Raw genomic sequence first — 14,379 nt, forward strand, 5'->3', positions numbered from 1 at the left:
GGAGGGTGGTCACATGAGTCGTGCTGAAGAATTTTTGGCATCCTATCATCGAATCGAGGACTACTTGAGTCGAGAGATGGGAGATGGCCAGCATTTCAGTTTTAGCAACATGGTGAACCGGTTAGCGAAACAAAATCCAATCATCGATCGGTATAAAGAAGATTTACATCAGATGAGCCAACTGCGAAATGCCATCGTTCATGAGCGGCGTGAACCCGATTTCATTATCGCGGAGCCACACGAGTCGCTCGTCGAATTGATTTTAGAGGTTGAACGGGAACTGCTTCATCCACGTCTCGTCATCCCATTGTTTGCGAAATCAGTGGTGACGTTTCAGTCCGAAGATTTTTTGACAGAAGTGCTCCGAGAGATTCGCGATAAAAACTACTCACAGTTTCCCGTATATCACGACAATGGATCTTGGCGTGGTCTTCTGACGAAAAAAGGAGTGACCAGTTGGCTGGCCGAGACGATCGACGGAACCAACTTGTCACTCAAAGGAGTTCGCGTGAAGCATGTACTTCATCATGACCCACATATGCATCGGTATCGATTCATTCGAAAAGATGCGACAGTGATCGAGGCACAACACTGCTTCACGCAAATGAAAGAGGGCGCACGATACGACGCCCTCCTGATTACGGAGACAGGTAGTCCTAATGAACCGCTACTCGGAATCATCCGTCCTCAAGATTTATTACACGCGCTCCGTTGAGGCGAGGTGTTCAATCGCGACCTCATATTGGGTAACGGTGTTGCCGAGGACAATCGGTTTTACTTCCGACGTCCCGTCATCCCGTTTCTTATGGGCGTGCTTGTAGGCATTGCTGTCGCGCCAATTTTCAAAGCTTGCCGCATCACGCCATGTGGTCATGATGACCACATGGTCCATTGCTGCATCGGACGTATCCGTCAACACTTGCATGCGAACAAAGCCATCCATCGCTTCGATTCCTTTTGTCGTCTCGAAACGTGCCTTGACCGCATCGACCTTTCCTTTTTCAACGTCTAGTTTATTCATGACAATCCACATCCCGCATGTCCCCCTATATGAATAAGATGATTCCATTATACCGTGAACAGGGAAATGCCTGAAAAAGGATGCTCACTCAACGTTTGCTCCACCATTCTTCAAACGCCCAGTTCTTCTGCTTCATCATCGTCGCTTCGGTTACCCCGACATAGCGCAAGTGCCATGGTTCATAATTATATCCAGTGATTTTTTCTTTTCCTTTCGGATAACGGACGATAAAGCCGTAACGATGGGCATTTTGAATCATCCACTTTCCTTCGGGTGATTGGTCAAAAGATGCATATAACCCTAGACGCATACGTTGACTCGTCATATCCACCGCTAGACCGGTTTGATGTTCACTGTATCCGGGACGGGCGACATATTTTGAAGCGTATGCGACTCCGCGTGTATTGACCCAGTAGGTATATAGCGATTTTTGAGTTGAATAGGAGCGATAGGCGCTGAGTGCGTATAACGTATGACCTTGCTTTCGACCTGAGTAATACAGTTTCGCTAGCGCATAAGCGGCTTCCGCTGTCATCAGTGTACGTTCACTGCCTTTTTGATAAACAGTTGGGACGGTTAAGGTCACAAGTTGTGGGGAACGATAAGTGGACGGGAGTCCATTTGTTTTATTGACGAGTCGTAACCGATCAGCCGTCGGCATCTTCGGGATACCGGCTTTCAAATTCGCGGTCGGAGTGAAGTACTTTGTACGCCCGATATAGACATTGGACCAACTTCGGTTATACGTGGTGTAACGGACAGGGACATTCGTTCGTAACGTCTTCAATACAGCAGAAGATTGCATCGCACGACCGTATAGGTAGGTTGTTTTGATGGTATAGCCTGGTTGTGGGGACGATGATGCCGCCGTCACCGGCGAGGTTTGCAACAAGAGCAGACAAATGATCAAGATACGCAGGGACTTCATGACAAAACGCCTCCTCGTAGGTTAGATGATGTTCCTTTTCCCGTTTTCTTGACGGAGTGAGCATCTTTTATCCACCCTTAGGTCAGATAAGGATACAGCTTGGGCCCGATGAAGCGGGGAGTCAAATCCGATACAATAAACATAACGAATGAGATCGTAGAAAGGAGTGAGCGAATGGAAGTCTTATTTGGATTACCACTGTTGTTGCTCGTCCTGTTCTTTGCCTTTTTATACTTTAATATTAAAGGGCTATCGAATATGTGGAAGGACTACAATCGAACGAAATCGATGATTCCGCTCGGATTCTTCATCGTCGGGATTATTGGAATTTTCACAGGAGTGTGGACGTGGCTCGTCATTTTGATTTACTACGTCGTCCGCCCGAAAGACTAAACACTGTATGCAGACGCATACGGTGTTTTTGCTATACTAAGGACGAGGTGTTGAGATGGAGAAGTTAATAAAAGCATGGTTTATCGTGACGTTGATCGCGTTTGTAATTTTTAAGCTTGGTGAAGTGATGACGACCCCGTATTCGGAAACGCCGAGTGAAGGGAATGTATACTGGATTGTACTCTTGATTGGGTGGCCGTTTCTGTTATTATTTGTTTGGATTACAGTCCGTATGACACGTCGGGTCACAGCATCCGTGCGACCGATCGGGAGAGTCGTATTAGGTTTGGGTAGTCTCATCATGGCCGGGATTGCCTGGGTGACCAATCAATCGCAAGCGAGGTCTCTTCGGGAAGGAATTCGTTTATCTACGAATGAGTCTTTCGCAGAAGGATGGAACCAGTTCACGAATATCATCTATATGAACCAGTTGACTTTCTTTTTCTTGACAGTCAGTTGTATGGGGATTGGGATTGTCCTTTCGTTCATCCCGACCAAAAAACAGCGAGAAGAAGCCGTCTGAGCTTCCTCTCGCTATTTTTATAACCGCTCTTGATAAAGACGGGCATATCGATCGGCTGCGATGATCGCGTCTGCAACTTCTTCAGGCGTGACATCAAAACCACTATGAATCGTTTCGCCTTCTGCCGTGGCGGCTTTTCCGACTTTCAAGATATCTTCTCGAGATGCATCTTTCAATTTGATATCTTCGAGTGTGACCGGCAAGTCGAGTGCCATATAAAAGGCAACGTACTGCTCGAATTCTTCTTGAGGACGTCCTTCGAGTGCGAGTTGCACAAGTGTTCCAAATGCAACTTTTTCACCGTGCGTCAAATGGTGGATGTCCCCTTCTAACGCGGTAAATCCATTGTGAATGGCATGGGCTGCAGCCAAACCACCACTTTCAAAGCCGAGACCGCTCAATAGGGTGTTGGCTTCAACGACCGCTTCGAGCGCAGGTGTGACGACTTTTGCTTTGACGGCTTCATATGCTTGAATACCATACGTGAACAATACTTCTTCACAACGTTCAGCAATCGCTTCCGCTGCAAGCGTTGGGACACCACCGGCCATCGTCTTTCCTCCGAATGAAAGGACACTTCGCACTTCGACCCACGTCGCCAAAGCATCGGCAATGCCTGAAGCAAGGAAGCGTGGCGGTGCCTGTGCAATCAATTCGGTGTCCACGAGAACGAGATCTGGATTCTTTTTATAAAAACGATAACTTTCGAAATTACCTTCATCTGTGTAAATGACTGACAGTGCACTAGTTGGTGCATCCGTCGATGCAATCGTCGGTACAATGACGATACGCGCATCCAATTCATCTGCGACTGCTTTTGCTGTATCAAGCGTCTTACCACCACCGAGACCGATCACGAACGCTGTGCCACTCTCTTTGGCATCTGTGGCGATTCGAGTGATCTCATGCTTCGATGCCTCACCGATAAAATCTGCTTTCGTCGCCTCAATAGTGCTCGCCTGCAGTGAATTTGTCACACGCGAACCGACCAATTCCCAGACGACGTCATCCGCGATGAGTAAAGCGTTTGAACCGAAGTGAGCGACATACTCTCCGATGCGATCAATCGTTTGTTTCCCTTGCACATACTTAGCCGGACTGATGAAAATACGTTCTAACATAGTGAACTTCATCCTTTCATATCGGGTTTAGTGTAAGTGCTTACAACGCCATCATACTAAAGTTTGTGAAGGAATGTCCGTGAAGATTACATGAAGATTGGCAACTGACCGAGCACAAGTAACAAGATGATGATGGCGACAACAATGAGAAACCCCCAGTCGTTCATTCGTTTTGTCATACGAGATATCCCCTTCATAGGTCGGAATGTCGATTCATTTACAGTATAAAAGGATGTTGAAATAAAGGTAGGATGAAAAAATCACCAGGTCAAAAATAGACATACCTTATGACATCGAGACAGCTCATCAGGTTTAACGGATGATGAATCGGGAACAATAGTGTCGTATGTTCATTATTGAAGGAGGAATTGAGTATGTCGAAACATGTACTGATTGTCACGACGTCAGCGAATCAATTATCAAATGGTCACGCAACGGGACTTTGGCTTGAAGAGTTTGCCGTGCCTTACTTGTTATTTGAAAAAGAAGGATACAAAGTGACGGTCGCGAGTATCGAAGGTGGAGACGTGCCAATCGATGCGAATAGTTTAGAAGATGGTTTGTCAGAAGACATTCTAAATACGCGCGAGTTGCTCAAAGACACAGCGCGACTTGATCAAGTCGCAGACGAGTCGTATGACGCAATTTATTTGCCAGGTGGTCATGGGACAGTCGTCGATTTCCCAGAAAATGAAACGCTACAACGCGTTATTCGTAACGTCTATGAGAGTGGAAATATTGTCGGTGCGGTTTGCCACGGACCAGTTGGATTGGTCAATGTGAAACTGAGCAACGATGAACCGCTCGTCAAAGATAAACAAGTGACAGGGTTCACCGATGCAGAAGAAAAAGAAATGCAACTCGATTCTGCTGTACCGTTCTTACTTGAGACGGGACTACGCAATCAAGGTGGACAGTTCAAAGGAGCCGACAACTGGGCAGTGAATGTGGCAGTCGACGAGCGACTCGTCACAGGTCAAAACCCGCAGTCTTCTGAAGCGGTCGGGAAAGAACTTGTCAAATTGCTAGGATAAATAGATGAAGCAACTTCGGTTATTCGAAGTTGCTTTTTATTTTTGGACATATGTCCTATTCAAGCGGTCATTCTTTTTGTACAGTCAGACGAAGAGAGAGGGGAATGACATGGGAATTATATTTGCCATACTATCTGGCACGTTTATTGCTTTACAAGGAATCTTTAACGCCAAACTAGGAGATGCGGTAGGGGCATGGATGTCCGTCACAATCGTCCATTTTGTCGGACTTCTGTTAGCGCTCGTCATTTACTTTTTCAAACGAGATGCAGACATGACGGCTTTCAAACGCGTCCCTTGGTATTATAGTCTAGGTGGACTATTCGGTGTATTCGTCGTGTTCGGTGAACTGACAGCGATTCAACAACTGGGAGTGACATGGGCAATCTGTGTCCTGCTTGTGGCACAATTACTAGGCGCCTTTATCATCGATTTGAACGGTTGGTTTGGTGTCAAACGGAAGCCGATGAATACGGGACAGGTCATGGGACTCGTCTTGATGGTCGTCGGGATTGGAATCTATACATTCGCGTAAGGAGTTCAACTTTCATGATCAATATTATGGATGCACTAACAAGATTGCAGTGGAATCATCTTTTTTCTAACGCAACGCTTGAAGCTTCTTCTTTAGTCACTTATGAATCAGGTACAATGCTTTGTTCGAATAATCAGCATATTGAATCCTTGTTTGTCGTGCTCGAAGGACGCGTCAAAATCTATACACTCAGTGAAGAAGGGAAGTTGCGCTTGCTTCGTTTGAAAGCTGCGCCGACGCTCATTGGGGACATCGAATATGCGAGTGGTCGGAACGTATTGCATACTGTCGAGGCGGTTGGTTCGGTAACCTGCTTAAGGATTCCATTCGAGGCACTTCGTCGTCATAATCGTACGGTCGAATTCACGGAACATCTATTGCGTGGGGTGTCCGAAAAACTGTTCATCGAGGCGAACGCCTCATCCAATCATCTCATGTCGACACTTGAAGAACGGTTGGCGGGCTATTTGATTTCCCTTAGTGAATCGGGTAACGAGCTGTTTCAAGCTGAGATGAGTCAACTGAAGCGTAAAGAAGTCGCCGAATGGCTTGGGACGAGTTATCGTCATTTGAATCGGACGTTGCAGGCGTTCGTCGATGAAGGATTGGTCACGCGAACGAGAAAAGAAGTTGTCATATTAAATAGTGAACGATTGAAGGAACGTGCGAACGGTATGTTCTATGAGTAAGGAGAGATTATATGATTTTTGGGATCATCTGTTCAGCAGTGGCCGGAGCATTCATTAGTGTACAGGCAGCGGTCAATGCAAAAATGAATACAAATTTAGGAGCATGGGCGACGACAGTGTTGGTCTTCATCGTCGGATTGGTCGGATCCATCATTCCGTTACTGTTATTCGGAGGGAATCTTTCGGGATTACGTGATGTGTCACCCATCTATTGGCTTGGTGGGTTACTTGGGGTCGGTGTTGTGTATTGTGTTATGCGGAGCATCCAGCTACTTGGACCGACTTTGTCCGTGTCACTCATCCTCGTGTCACAACTCATTTGGGCGTTACTCGTCGATTTATATGGCGCTTTCGGGATGCCTCAAATCACGTTATCGGCTGGACAAGTCGTTGGGCTTACGGTCCTGCTCGTCGGAGTTATTCTCTTTAAACAGTCTCAGACCGCGGCTATCGCCAAACAAGCTGTCAACGAAGCCACTTCATAAGGAGTGGCTATTTTTCTGAGCAAAACGGGTACAGGTTGGTAACGATTTTTTGATAAAATGAAGCAGTATGGTTTTAAAAATAGCTGAGGTGATGAAAAAAGTGGATTCTTCCATAGTGATTGATTTGTTGATTGTTTTGTTTTTGATTGTGTTGAACGGGATTTTTGCGATGACAGAAATTGCGCTCATCTCATCGAAGCCTGCAAAACTTGAGGTTGAAGCAAATCGAGGGAAACGAAGTGCCAAGATTGCGCTTCATTATTCGAAAGACCCGACAGATTTGTTGTCGACCGTTCAAGTCGGAATCACATTGATTGGGATTATTAACGGGGCCTACGGGGGCGCACGCTTCTCGGCACCGCTCGCATCGGCATTTGAACAAGCCGGAATGAGTACGCAGTATGCCGGAACCGTTGCTTATGTGGCCGTTGTTACAATTATTACGTATCTGTCGCTCATCATTGGTGAATTGGTCCCGAAACGGATTGCGCTCGTCTCGCCTGAAAAAGTCACGATGGCAATCATTCCGTCGCTCGATCTATTCAGCAAGTTGATGCGCCCATTCATTTGGATTTTATCGAAATCAACGCTCTTCTTATTCAAGCTCCTTGGATTAAAGGCAGAACAAACGAGTGGAGAGACTGAGCTTGAGATTAAACAGCTTCTCTTTGAGGGGGCTCAGCAAGGTCAGTTCGCCCATGAAGAAGTGCAACAAGTTGAACGCGTCTTTGCGTTTCACGATCAATTGATTTATGAGCTCATGCAACCTCGGACGACGCTTGAATGGGTCGACTTAGAGGATGACATGGATGACATGAAAAAATCGATTTACGAGAGTAAGCATAACAAGTTACCAGTCGGTCGCGACTCACTCGACGACTTTGTCGGATATATCGATGTGCGTGACATTTTGACGTTACCGACATTGCGTGAACCGTCACAAATTTTAAAACGTATCAAGCAACCATTGATCGTGCCAAAGCAACGTGAAGCGAGCCAAGTGCTTCAGATGATGCAGAAAAATGGTGTCGAGATCGCATTCGTCTTAGATGAATACGGCGGATTCCTTGGGATGGTCACATTGTTCGACATTTTAGAAGAAATCGTCGGAGAAGTGATGATTGAAGAAGATACACCGGAAGTGGTTCGTCGTGAGGACGGATCGTATTTAGCGGACGGGTTACTCGGGATTGAGGATTTGAAGCGAACGTTCGAGATTCGGGATGACCGATTCGATGAAGGGCGCAATTCGTATCATACGCTCGCCGGACTTGTCATTTACGCATTAGGTGATTTTCCGAAGCGGGGGGACGTGGTCGAAGCGTACGGTCTTCGTTTCGAAGTCGTGGATATGGACGGCAAACGAGTTGACCAAGTGCTCGTTTCTGAATTAACAGAACCAGTCAAAGAAGAGGATTGATGCGAATTGCATCAATCCTCTTCTTCATGTGTCATCCAAGTACGCTGTAAAGCGCCTAGCAAAATGTGAGCCGTGTGGAGCATCGCTCGTTCATCCACATCGAAACGAGGATGGTGGTGAGGGAAAATCGCTGAGAGTTCAGGGTTTCCAGCGCCTGTGAAAAAGAAGCTGCCTGGTACTTGTTCTAAATAGTAAGCGAAGTCTTCTCCGACCATGAGTGGTGCCATCTCGATGACACCGTCTTCGCCGACGGTTTCTTTCGCACTTTGGCGGACGAATTCTGTTTCTCTTACATGATTGACGACGGCTGGATAACCTTTTATATAGTCAAGCGCGTACTCGGCATCGCTCGCAGCGCAGACAGAACGGATCATACGTTCCATATCCGTGATGATTTTTTCTTGCGTCTCTGAAGTGAATGTACGCACGGTTCCAGACAACTTGGCCTCTTCGGCAATCACATTGAACGCTTGACCGGAATGGAGAGTCCCGATGGTGAGAACGGCTGGTTCCAGCGGATCGATGCGTCGACTGACCACTTGTTGGAGATGATTCGCCACGTTCACGGCAACCATGAGGGCATCGACTGTATGTTGCGGAATCGCACCATGTCCACCTTTTCCTGTGATGGTCAATTCAAAGCGATCGGCTGCCGCCATGACGGGACCTGTTTTGACGCCGATCGTTCCGAATGGGAGAGGTGTCCAGATGTGCGCACCGTAGATATAATCCACGTTGTCGAGACAGCCGTCCTCAATCATCGGCTTAGCGCCACCAGGAGCCAATTCTTCGGCGAACTGGTGAATCAGCACAACATCTCCCGGGAGGTCCATCTCGGTCAATACTTTCGCGAGGACGAGAAGCGTCGCTGTATGGGCATCGTGTCCGCAAGCATGCATGACCCCATTTACTTTTGAACGATACGGGACGTCTTTCACATCTTGGATGGGAAGCGCGTCAAAATCGGCCCGTAACGCGATGGTCGGACCATCACCGCCTTTGATTCGACCGACGACCCCATTACCGCCAACGTGTTCACGTACTTCAATCCCAAGTTCGCGGAGATAAGAGGCGATCATCTTCGGCGTTTCGACTTCTTGAAAAGATAGCTCTGGATATTGGTGAAAATGGCGTCGTAAAGACACCATCTCTTCGAACAACTCGGTCAAACGTACTTCGGCATTCGTGACAACCATTGCGTACACTCCTTTGTGATCAACGCATTAAGAATTGCAACCATTTGCTAATTTTTATGAAAGTTAAGCTTATCTTATACGAGTAAAGGGAATTAATACAGGAGAAAATGAAGAAATGAGGTGCCAACATGGGGTGGATTATTGCGATTGTAGCGGTTGTCGTGCTCGTACTCATCTATTTTTCGATGTACAACGGGCTCGTCAAATATCGAAACTGGGTCGACGAGGCATGGGCTCAAATCGATGTTCAGTTGAAGCGGCGATATGATTTGATTCCGAATTTGGTCGAGACGGTGAAAGGCTATGCGAAACACGAGCAGGAGACGCTCGCGAAGGTCGTCGAACTGAGAAATCAGCTTGGTGAGAAGTCGAATCGCCAAGATCAGATGGCGGTGAACGATCAACTGAGCGGGGCGCTGAAAAATCTATTCGCGCTTCGTGAAGCGTATCCGGATTTGAAGGCGAACGAGAACTTCAAGATGTTGCAGGAAGAATTGACGCAGACGGAAAACAAGGTCGCATACTCGCGTCAGCTCTATAACAACACGGTCATGAAGTACAATACAAAAATCGAATCGGTACCGACGAACATCATTGCCTCTGTGCATCATTTTGAAAAGCGCGATATGCTTGAGGCGCGTGCCGAAGAGCGCGAGAACGTTCGCGTCTCGTTTTGATGAATCGAGGTGGCAAGTATGCTCCTCTATGAACAGATTCGAAAGAATAAAGTAAAGACGGTCTTCATCGTCACAGGGTTTGTCTTATTTGTCCTTCTCGTCGGAGCGGCCATTTCCTATGTGAACTATGGAGACGCAATCCCAGGTTTGATTTTCACACCAGTGTTCTCCTTGTTTTATGTCGGCATCGTCATCATGTCGAGCACGAATATCGTCATGAAGATGAATCGGGCGCAAGAGGTGACATCGGTGGAAGAACACCGCTTTTTATGGCATACGGTCGAAAATATGGCGATGGTCGCGCGAGTACCGATGCCCCGCATCTTTATCATCAACGATTCGTCACCGAACGCATTTGCGACCGGACTGAAACCAGAAAAGGCGGCCGTCGCCGTCACGACGGGGCTACTAGAGCGATTGTCTCGTGAAGAAGTGGAAGGTGTGATTGCGCATGAGATCGCACACATTAAAAATTATGACGTGCGACTCTCGACGGTCACACTCGCACTCGTGTCAGTCATCGCCATCATGAGTGATATCGGTTCACGGATGTTATTTTTCCGAAGCATCAGTGGGGGACGACGTGACCAAAATCAGAATCCCATCTTCCTCATCATCGGACTTGTTCTATTAGTGTTGGCTCCGCTCATCGCGATGCTGATCAATATGGCGATCTCACGTAATCGCGAGTTTCTAGCAGATGCGAGTGGAGCGGAACTGACCCGAAACCCGGATGCTCTCGCCTCAGCGCTTGAGAAGATTGCCAACGTCGAGACACCGGTCGAGCAAGCGTCGAGTGCCTCTGCACCACTTTACTTCTCTGATCCACTTAAGAAGAAAGTGAGCGGTCTGTTCTCGACGCACCCTGATCCAGTCGAGCGAATTTCCCGACTTCGTCAAATGTGAGAAGAGCCTGTCCGGTTGGGGCAGGCTCTTTGTGTTACACTGAATTGGGAAAATAAGGGGGTGGATGAGTTGGATAAAAAGATATACATAGGTTTAGGAGTTTCTTTACTAGTCGTATTGTTTTTATTAGGATTAGGACCATATATTGTACATACAGTACTCAAGATTTTCATGTGGCTTACGCAATACCTTTTGCCATGGATTTTTCTCTACTACTTCATTCAATTCTATAAACACTATGCACAAAAACAAGAAAAGCCACCTGAATGAGGTGGCTTTCGACGTTTATCCGGCACGGTGGCTACGAATTTTTTCAATCTCATCGAGGACGAACTGAACGTTTGTACCGACGATGACTTGAATATGATTCGGGCTGACCACTTTAATTCCCGGAATACCAGCTTTTTTGATTTGATCTTGGTTGACGGTATCCATGTCTTTGACATCGACGCGTAGGCGTGTGATGCAAGACTCGATTCCTGTGACGTTGCTGTCACCGCCGAGACCGTCATAAATCATGTTCGCCATAGCTGAGAATTCGTTACCTGAAGCAGAAGCCACCGGTGCGACTTTCGTTTCGCCGTCTGTCGTTTCACTTGCGACTGCATCCACGACTTCATCCGGTTCACGACCTGGTGTTGCCAAGTTGAGCTTCACAATCATGAAGCGGAAGATTGCGTAGTAGATGACTGCAAACACGAGACCTTGAACGAGTAGCATATACGGTTGGTTTGCGAGCGGCAAGCGTGAGCTTAACACGAAGTCAACGAGTCCTGCGCTGAATCCGAAACCGGCTGTCCATTGGAACGTTGCCGCGATAAAGAGCGAGATTCCTGTAAGGACTGCGTGTACAAGGTAAAGAACTGGTGCGAGGAACATGAACGAGAACTCGAGTGGTTCAGTTACCCCTGTAAAGAATGAAGCGAATGCAGCTGCGAGAAGAAGTGAGGCTGCTTGTTTTTTACGTTTTGTCTTCGCTGTATGGTACATCGCAAGTGCTGCGGCCGGGAGACCGAACATCATGATTGGGAAGTAACCCGCTTGGTACATTCCCGTTACACCTTTCTCACCTTCACCAGACCAGAAGTTTCCGATGTCGTTAATCCCTGCAACGTCGAACCAGAAGACCGAGTTGAGGGCGTGGTGAAGTCCGGTTGGGATCAAGAGACGGTTGAAGAATCCGTAAAGTCCGGCACCAAATGCGCCAAGTTTAGAAATCGATTCCCCGAATCCAACGAGGCCTGTGTAAACGACCGGCCAGATGAAGTAGAGCGCGACCGATACGAGAATCATCGAGAATGCCGTCATGATTGGAACGAGACGCTTCCCACTAAAGAACGCGAGGGCATCCGGTAATTTGACGTGACTAAAGCGGTTGTACATCGAAGCAGCGACGAGACCAGAAAGAATCCCGACGAATGCGTTGGCAATCTTGCCGAATGCTGGGTTGACGGCTTCGACATCCACACCTTGGAATAAGGCGACCGTGCCAGCAGAGAGAAGTGTTGTGACGGTCAAGAAGGCGACGAGTCCACTGAGTGCTGCAGAACCATCGCGGTTTTTAGCCATTCCGAGAGCGACCCCGACTGCGAAAAGAATTGGAATGTTATCGATAATCGCCGCACCCGCTTTAATTAAGAATGCAGCTGCAATGTTTTCAGATCCCCAGCCGACTGGGTCAATCCAGTAACCGATCCCCATGAGAATCGCGGCAGCTGGAAGTACGGCAACCGGTAACATGAGGGAACGTCCGAGACGTTGGAAAAAGTTCATCATTTTTGATTTCCTCCTTTTTGGTGGTGTTGATCTTGTAGGCGTTGAATGTGGAGCGTAATATAGCCAAGTTCTGACTCGGGCAAGACGATGCCATATGTCTCTTCCATTTCTTTTGCGACATCAGATGCGCACGCATAGGCAGACGTGAATTTCGTCTGAATCATGCGGAGCATGTCTTCATCAATCGTGTGATGATCGTAATGGTTGACCCGATCCATGACGAACCGTAAATGGGTTAATAATCGTTGATAGGATAAGTCATCTTCTTCAATGGATACATCGAGTCGTCGTGAAATCGATTGAATCATGTCGCGGACAATCGTTGTCTGTTTGACCGTCTTGCGTAAATCACCTCCTTTCACTTTCATCGTATGGATATGAAGCGCGATGAACGCGGCTTCGTCTTTCGGCATTTGGACGTTCAATTTTTCTGCGATGTGTTCAATCGCCCATAATCCAATCTCGTACTCATTCCGATAAAGGATTTTAATCTCGTTCAACAGTTTGTTCCGAAGTGAGATGCCTTCCATCTCTCGCTCAATGGCAAATGAGATGTGATCGGTTAAAACGATGTGGATGTGTTCATTGAACGATGTCTCAAGCCGTTTTTCTGCGTACGAAATAATGTCTTCGGAAACGGTAAAATGTTCAACTGGGATTCGACTCAACAACTGTTGAAACTTGTCGTTTTCCGGCATGATGAACAATTTTTCAATTTTATGGGGATTCACGATGTCATTCTTCGCTTTTTTAAAGGCGACGCCAGGTCCAATCGCAATCTTTTCTTCCCCATCGTCCGAGACGATGACCGCATTGTTGTTTAGAATCTTTTTAATCTTAATCATGTGTCCTCCTTGTTTCGGAGTCACGCTTCCACTCGGGCGATAATTGTCTTACCCGGAACGGCTTCCTTCGTGAATGTGAAGGCGTAATGATGGGCAAGGGCGCCACCATTCGTCACGACCATTGGCGTGACCGTGTCTTTACCAGCTTGATGGATTTGAGCCAAGTCTGCTGTCATTAACAGCTGTCCTGTTTTCACGTGGTCACCTACATCTACACGGAGATCGAACGGTCGACCTTCGAGTTCGACGGTGTCGAGTCCGACGTGAATTAAAATCTCAGCCCCATCCTCGGTCCGAATACCGATAGCGTGCTTGGTCGGAGCGATTTGTACGATTTCTCCGTCAGCTGGTGAGACGACTGCTCCGTCTGTCGGGGTGATGGCAATGCCATCACCCATCATCTTTTCACTGAAGACCGGGTCCGCTACTTGATCGAGTGGAATAACGTCTCCTTCCATTGGCGAGTGCAGTGTCGGTTTGTGTCGATTCATGAACTTATTCCATAGCATATCTTCTACATCCTTTCTTAACGCAAAACGAGGAAAAACAAAACAGGCATGGAGTATAGACGGGTGGCATGCACCGTACGTCTTACCCCATGCCTGATCGAATCAGTCACATGTGATCGCTATTCGTTTCTTCACGTTCAACATAACATGTGTGGATTTGAGACACAAGTCTTTTTTTGAAAGCGTTCTCTAAAATTTTACAAGGTACTGAATCTATTGTATAGTAAGGGCGAATCTATTGAAGAAAGGTGTTGCATGTTGATGAGTGAGGTTGTATCTGCCTAACGAACTGAAAAATGTCGGATGACACGTCTTTTTGTC

Annotated in this window: 17 protein-coding genes; 10 read left to right on the forward strand and 7 right to left on the reverse strand. The window is 47.2% G+C overall.

The window, feature by feature from the left end; translation table 11 throughout:
• Positions 1 to 13 precede the first annotated feature (13 nt).
• Positions 14 to 715 (forward strand): CBS domain-containing protein, encoded by a 702-nt coding sequence (locus KNP04_RS11185; RefSeq protein ID WP_214876134.1) that lies wholly within the window; start codon positions 14 to 16, stop codon positions 713 to 715.
• Here the strand turns inward: KNP04_RS11185 and KNP04_RS11190 are convergent.
• Entirely contained in the window at positions 698 to 1,033 is a 336-nt protein-coding gene (locus KNP04_RS11190; protein WP_074036751.1) for an antibiotic biosynthesis monooxygenase, read from the reverse strand. The genes KNP04_RS11185 and KNP04_RS11190 overlap by 18 nt on opposite strands.
• Before the next feature lie 76 nt (positions 1,034 to 1,109).
• Positions 1,110 to 1,949 (reverse strand): M15 family metallopeptidase, encoded by an 840-nt coding sequence (locus KNP04_RS11195; protein ID WP_214876137.1) that lies wholly within the window; start codon positions 1,947 to 1,949, stop codon positions 1,110 to 1,112.
• Between the two features lie 174 nt (positions 1,950 to 2,123).
• Here KNP04_RS11195 and KNP04_RS11200 point away from each other — a divergent pair, with 174 nt between their 5' ends.
• Both KNP04_RS11200 and KNP04_RS11205 read left to right on the forward strand, forming a co-directional pair.
• Positions 2,124 to 2,342 (forward strand): hypothetical protein, encoded by a 219-nt coding sequence (locus tag KNP04_RS11200; RefSeq protein WP_074036747.1) that lies wholly within the window; start codon positions 2,124 to 2,126, stop codon positions 2,340 to 2,342.
• A gap of 55 nt (positions 2,343 to 2,397) precedes the next feature.
• Entirely contained in the window at positions 2,398 to 2,865 is a 468-nt protein-coding gene (locus KNP04_RS11205) for a hypothetical protein (protein WP_214876139.1), read from the forward strand.
• 17 nt (positions 2,866 to 2,882) lie between these two features.
• On the opposite strand, the gene KNP04_RS11210 is transcribed toward KNP04_RS11205, so the two are convergent.
• Entirely contained in the window at positions 2,883 to 3,986 is a 1,104-nt protein-coding gene (locus KNP04_RS11210) for a glycerol dehydrogenase (RefSeq protein ID WP_214876142.1), read from the reverse strand.
• Between the two features lie 374 nt (positions 3,987 to 4,360).
• On the opposite strand from KNP04_RS11210, the gene KNP04_RS11215 reads away from it, so the two are divergent.
• The 5 genes from KNP04_RS11215 (at position 4,361) to KNP04_RS11235 (ending at position 8,149) form a co-directional block, all read left to right on the forward strand.
• Positions 4,361 to 5,020 carry a type 1 glutamine amidotransferase domain-containing protein gene (locus tag KNP04_RS11215; RefSeq protein WP_214695688.1) on the forward strand — a complete coding sequence of 220 codons (660 nt, stop codon included), beginning with the start codon at positions 4,361 to 4,363 and terminating at the stop codon, positions 5,018 to 5,020.
• Between the two features lie 109 nt (positions 5,021 to 5,129).
• Positions 5,130 to 5,555, forward strand: a complete 426-nt coding sequence (locus tag KNP04_RS11220; protein ID WP_214785523.1) for a DMT family transporter — start codon at positions 5,130 to 5,132, stop codon at positions 5,553 to 5,555.
• Positions 5,556 to 5,569: 14 nt separating this feature from the next.
• The gene (locus KNP04_RS11225; protein WP_214876145.1) at positions 5,570 to 6,244 is read left to right on the forward strand and encodes a Crp/Fnr family transcriptional regulator; all 675 of its coding nucleotides are present in this window, start codon (positions 5,570 to 5,572) and stop codon (positions 6,242 to 6,244) included.
• A gap of 11 nt (positions 6,245 to 6,255) precedes the next feature.
• On the forward strand, positions 6,256 to 6,729 hold the full coding sequence (locus KNP04_RS11230; RefSeq protein ID WP_083600207.1) for a DMT family transporter: 474 nt from the start codon (positions 6,256 to 6,258) through the stop codon (positions 6,727 to 6,729).
• 91 nt (positions 6,730 to 6,820) lie between these two features.
• Positions 6,821 to 8,149, forward strand: coding sequence for a hemolysin family protein (locus KNP04_RS11235; protein WP_214695701.1), 1,329 nt, complete (start codon positions 6,821 to 6,823; stop codon positions 8,147 to 8,149).
• 11 nt (positions 8,150 to 8,160) lie between these two features.
• Here the strand turns inward: KNP04_RS11235 and KNP04_RS11240 are convergent, their stop codons facing one another.
• Positions 8,161 to 9,345, reverse strand: coding sequence for an amidohydrolase (locus KNP04_RS11240; protein ID WP_214876148.1), 1,185 nt, complete (start codon positions 9,343 to 9,345; stop codon positions 8,161 to 8,163).
• A 128-nt stretch (positions 9,346 to 9,473) separates the two neighbouring features.
• Here KNP04_RS11240 and KNP04_RS11245 point away from each other — a divergent pair, with 128 nt between their 5' ends.
• Positions 9,474 to 10,022 (forward strand): LemA family protein, encoded by a 549-nt coding sequence (locus KNP04_RS11245; protein WP_015880351.1) that lies wholly within the window; start codon positions 9,474 to 9,476, stop codon positions 10,020 to 10,022.
• A gap of 18 nt (positions 10,023 to 10,040) precedes the next feature.
• Complete coding sequence (htpX, locus tag KNP04_RS11250) at positions 10,041 to 10,928, forward strand: zinc metalloprotease HtpX (RefSeq protein WP_214876419.1); 888 nt, start codon at positions 10,041 to 10,043, stop codon at positions 10,926 to 10,928.
• 285 nt (positions 10,929 to 11,213) lie between these two features.
• Here htpX and nagE read toward each other — a convergent pair whose 3' ends face one another.
• The 3 genes from nagE to KNP04_RS11265 are packed head-to-tail and all read right to left on the reverse strand — an operon-like array spanning position 11,214 to position 14,058.
• Entirely contained in the window at positions 11,214 to 12,704 is a 1,491-nt protein-coding gene (gene nagE / locus KNP04_RS11255) for an N-acetylglucosamine-specific PTS transporter subunit IIBC (protein WP_214876150.1), read from the reverse strand.
• Positions 12,701 to 13,549 carry a PRD domain-containing protein gene (locus KNP04_RS11260; protein ID WP_251129926.1) on the reverse strand — a complete coding sequence of 283 codons (849 nt, stop codon included), beginning with the start codon at positions 13,547 to 13,549 and terminating at the stop codon, positions 12,701 to 12,703. The genes nagE and KNP04_RS11260 overlap by 4 nt, the downstream gene beginning before the upstream one ends.
• Before the next feature lie 20 nt (positions 13,550 to 13,569).
• The gene (locus KNP04_RS11265) at positions 13,570 to 14,058 is read right to left on the reverse strand and encodes a PTS sugar transporter subunit IIA (protein ID WP_214876153.1); all 489 of its coding nucleotides are present in this window, start codon (positions 14,056 to 14,058) and stop codon (positions 13,570 to 13,572) included.
• Positions 14,059 to 14,379: the final 321 nt, after the last annotated feature.

This window comes from Exiguobacterium sp. CH10, from assembly GCF_018617635.1.
Lineage (GTDB): Bacteria > Bacillota > Bacilli > Exiguobacteriales > Exiguobacteriaceae > Exiguobacterium > Exiguobacterium aestuarii_A.

What these genes read in the sequence shown, in the direction of transcription:
- KNP04_RS11220 (WP_214785523.1), top strand. Translation starts at nt 5,130, where the DNA reads ATGGGAATTATATTTGCCATACTATCTGGCACGTTTATTGCTTTACAA.
- KNP04_RS11185 (WP_214876134.1), top strand. Translation starts at nt 14, where the DNA reads ATGAGTCGTGCTGAAGAATTTTTGGCATCCTATCATCGAATCGAGGAC.
- htpX (WP_214876419.1), top strand. Translation starts at nt 10,041, where the DNA reads ATGCTCCTCTATGAACAGATTCGAAAGAATAAAGTAAAGACGGTCTTC.
- KNP04_RS11190 (WP_074036751.1), bottom strand. Translation starts at nt 1,033, where the DNA reads ATGTGGATTGTCATGAATAAACTAGACGTTGAAAAAGGAAAGGTCGAT.
- KNP04_RS11230 (WP_083600207.1), top strand. Translation starts at nt 6,256, where the DNA reads ATGATTTTTGGGATCATCTGTTCAGCAGTGGCCGGAGCATTCATTAGT.
- KNP04_RS11215 (WP_214695688.1), top strand. Translation starts at nt 4,361, where the DNA reads ATGTCGAAACATGTACTGATTGTCACGACGTCAGCGAATCAATTATCA.
- nagE (WP_214876150.1), bottom strand. Translation starts at nt 12,704, where the DNA reads ATGATGAACTTTTTCCAACGTCTCGGACGTTCCCTCATGTTACCGGTT.
- KNP04_RS11195 (WP_214876137.1), bottom strand. Translation starts at nt 1,949, where the DNA reads ATGAAGTCCCTGCGTATCTTGATCATTTGTCTGCTCTTGTTGCAAACC.
- KNP04_RS11265 (WP_214876153.1), bottom strand. Translation starts at nt 14,058, where the DNA reads ATGCTATGGAATAAGTTCATGAATCGACACAAACCGACACTGCACTCG.
- KNP04_RS11225 (WP_214876145.1), top strand. Translation starts at nt 5,570, where the DNA reads ATGATCAATATTATGGATGCACTAACAAGATTGCAGTGGAATCATCTT.
- KNP04_RS11260 (WP_251129926.1), bottom strand. Translation starts at nt 13,549, where the DNA reads ATGATTAAGATTAAAAAGATTCTAAACAACAATGCGGTCATCGTCTCG.
- KNP04_RS11210 (WP_214876142.1), bottom strand. Translation starts at nt 3,986, where the DNA reads ATGTTAGAACGTATTTTCATCAGTCCGGCTAAGTATGTGCAAGGGAAA.
- KNP04_RS11205 (WP_214876139.1), top strand. Translation starts at nt 2,398, where the DNA reads ATGGAGAAGTTAATAAAAGCATGGTTTATCGTGACGTTGATCGCGTTT.
- KNP04_RS11245 (WP_015880351.1), top strand. Translation starts at nt 9,474, where the DNA reads ATGGGGTGGATTATTGCGATTGTAGCGGTTGTCGTGCTCGTACTCATC.
- KNP04_RS11235 (WP_214695701.1), top strand. Translation starts at nt 6,821, where the DNA reads ATGAAAAAAGTGGATTCTTCCATAGTGATTGATTTGTTGATTGTTTTG.
- KNP04_RS11240 (WP_214876148.1), bottom strand. Translation starts at nt 9,345, where the DNA reads ATGGTTGTCACGAATGCCGAAGTACGTTTGACCGAGTTGTTCGAAGAG.
- KNP04_RS11200 (WP_074036747.1), top strand. Translation starts at nt 2,124, where the DNA reads ATGGAAGTCTTATTTGGATTACCACTGTTGTTGCTCGTCCTGTTCTTT.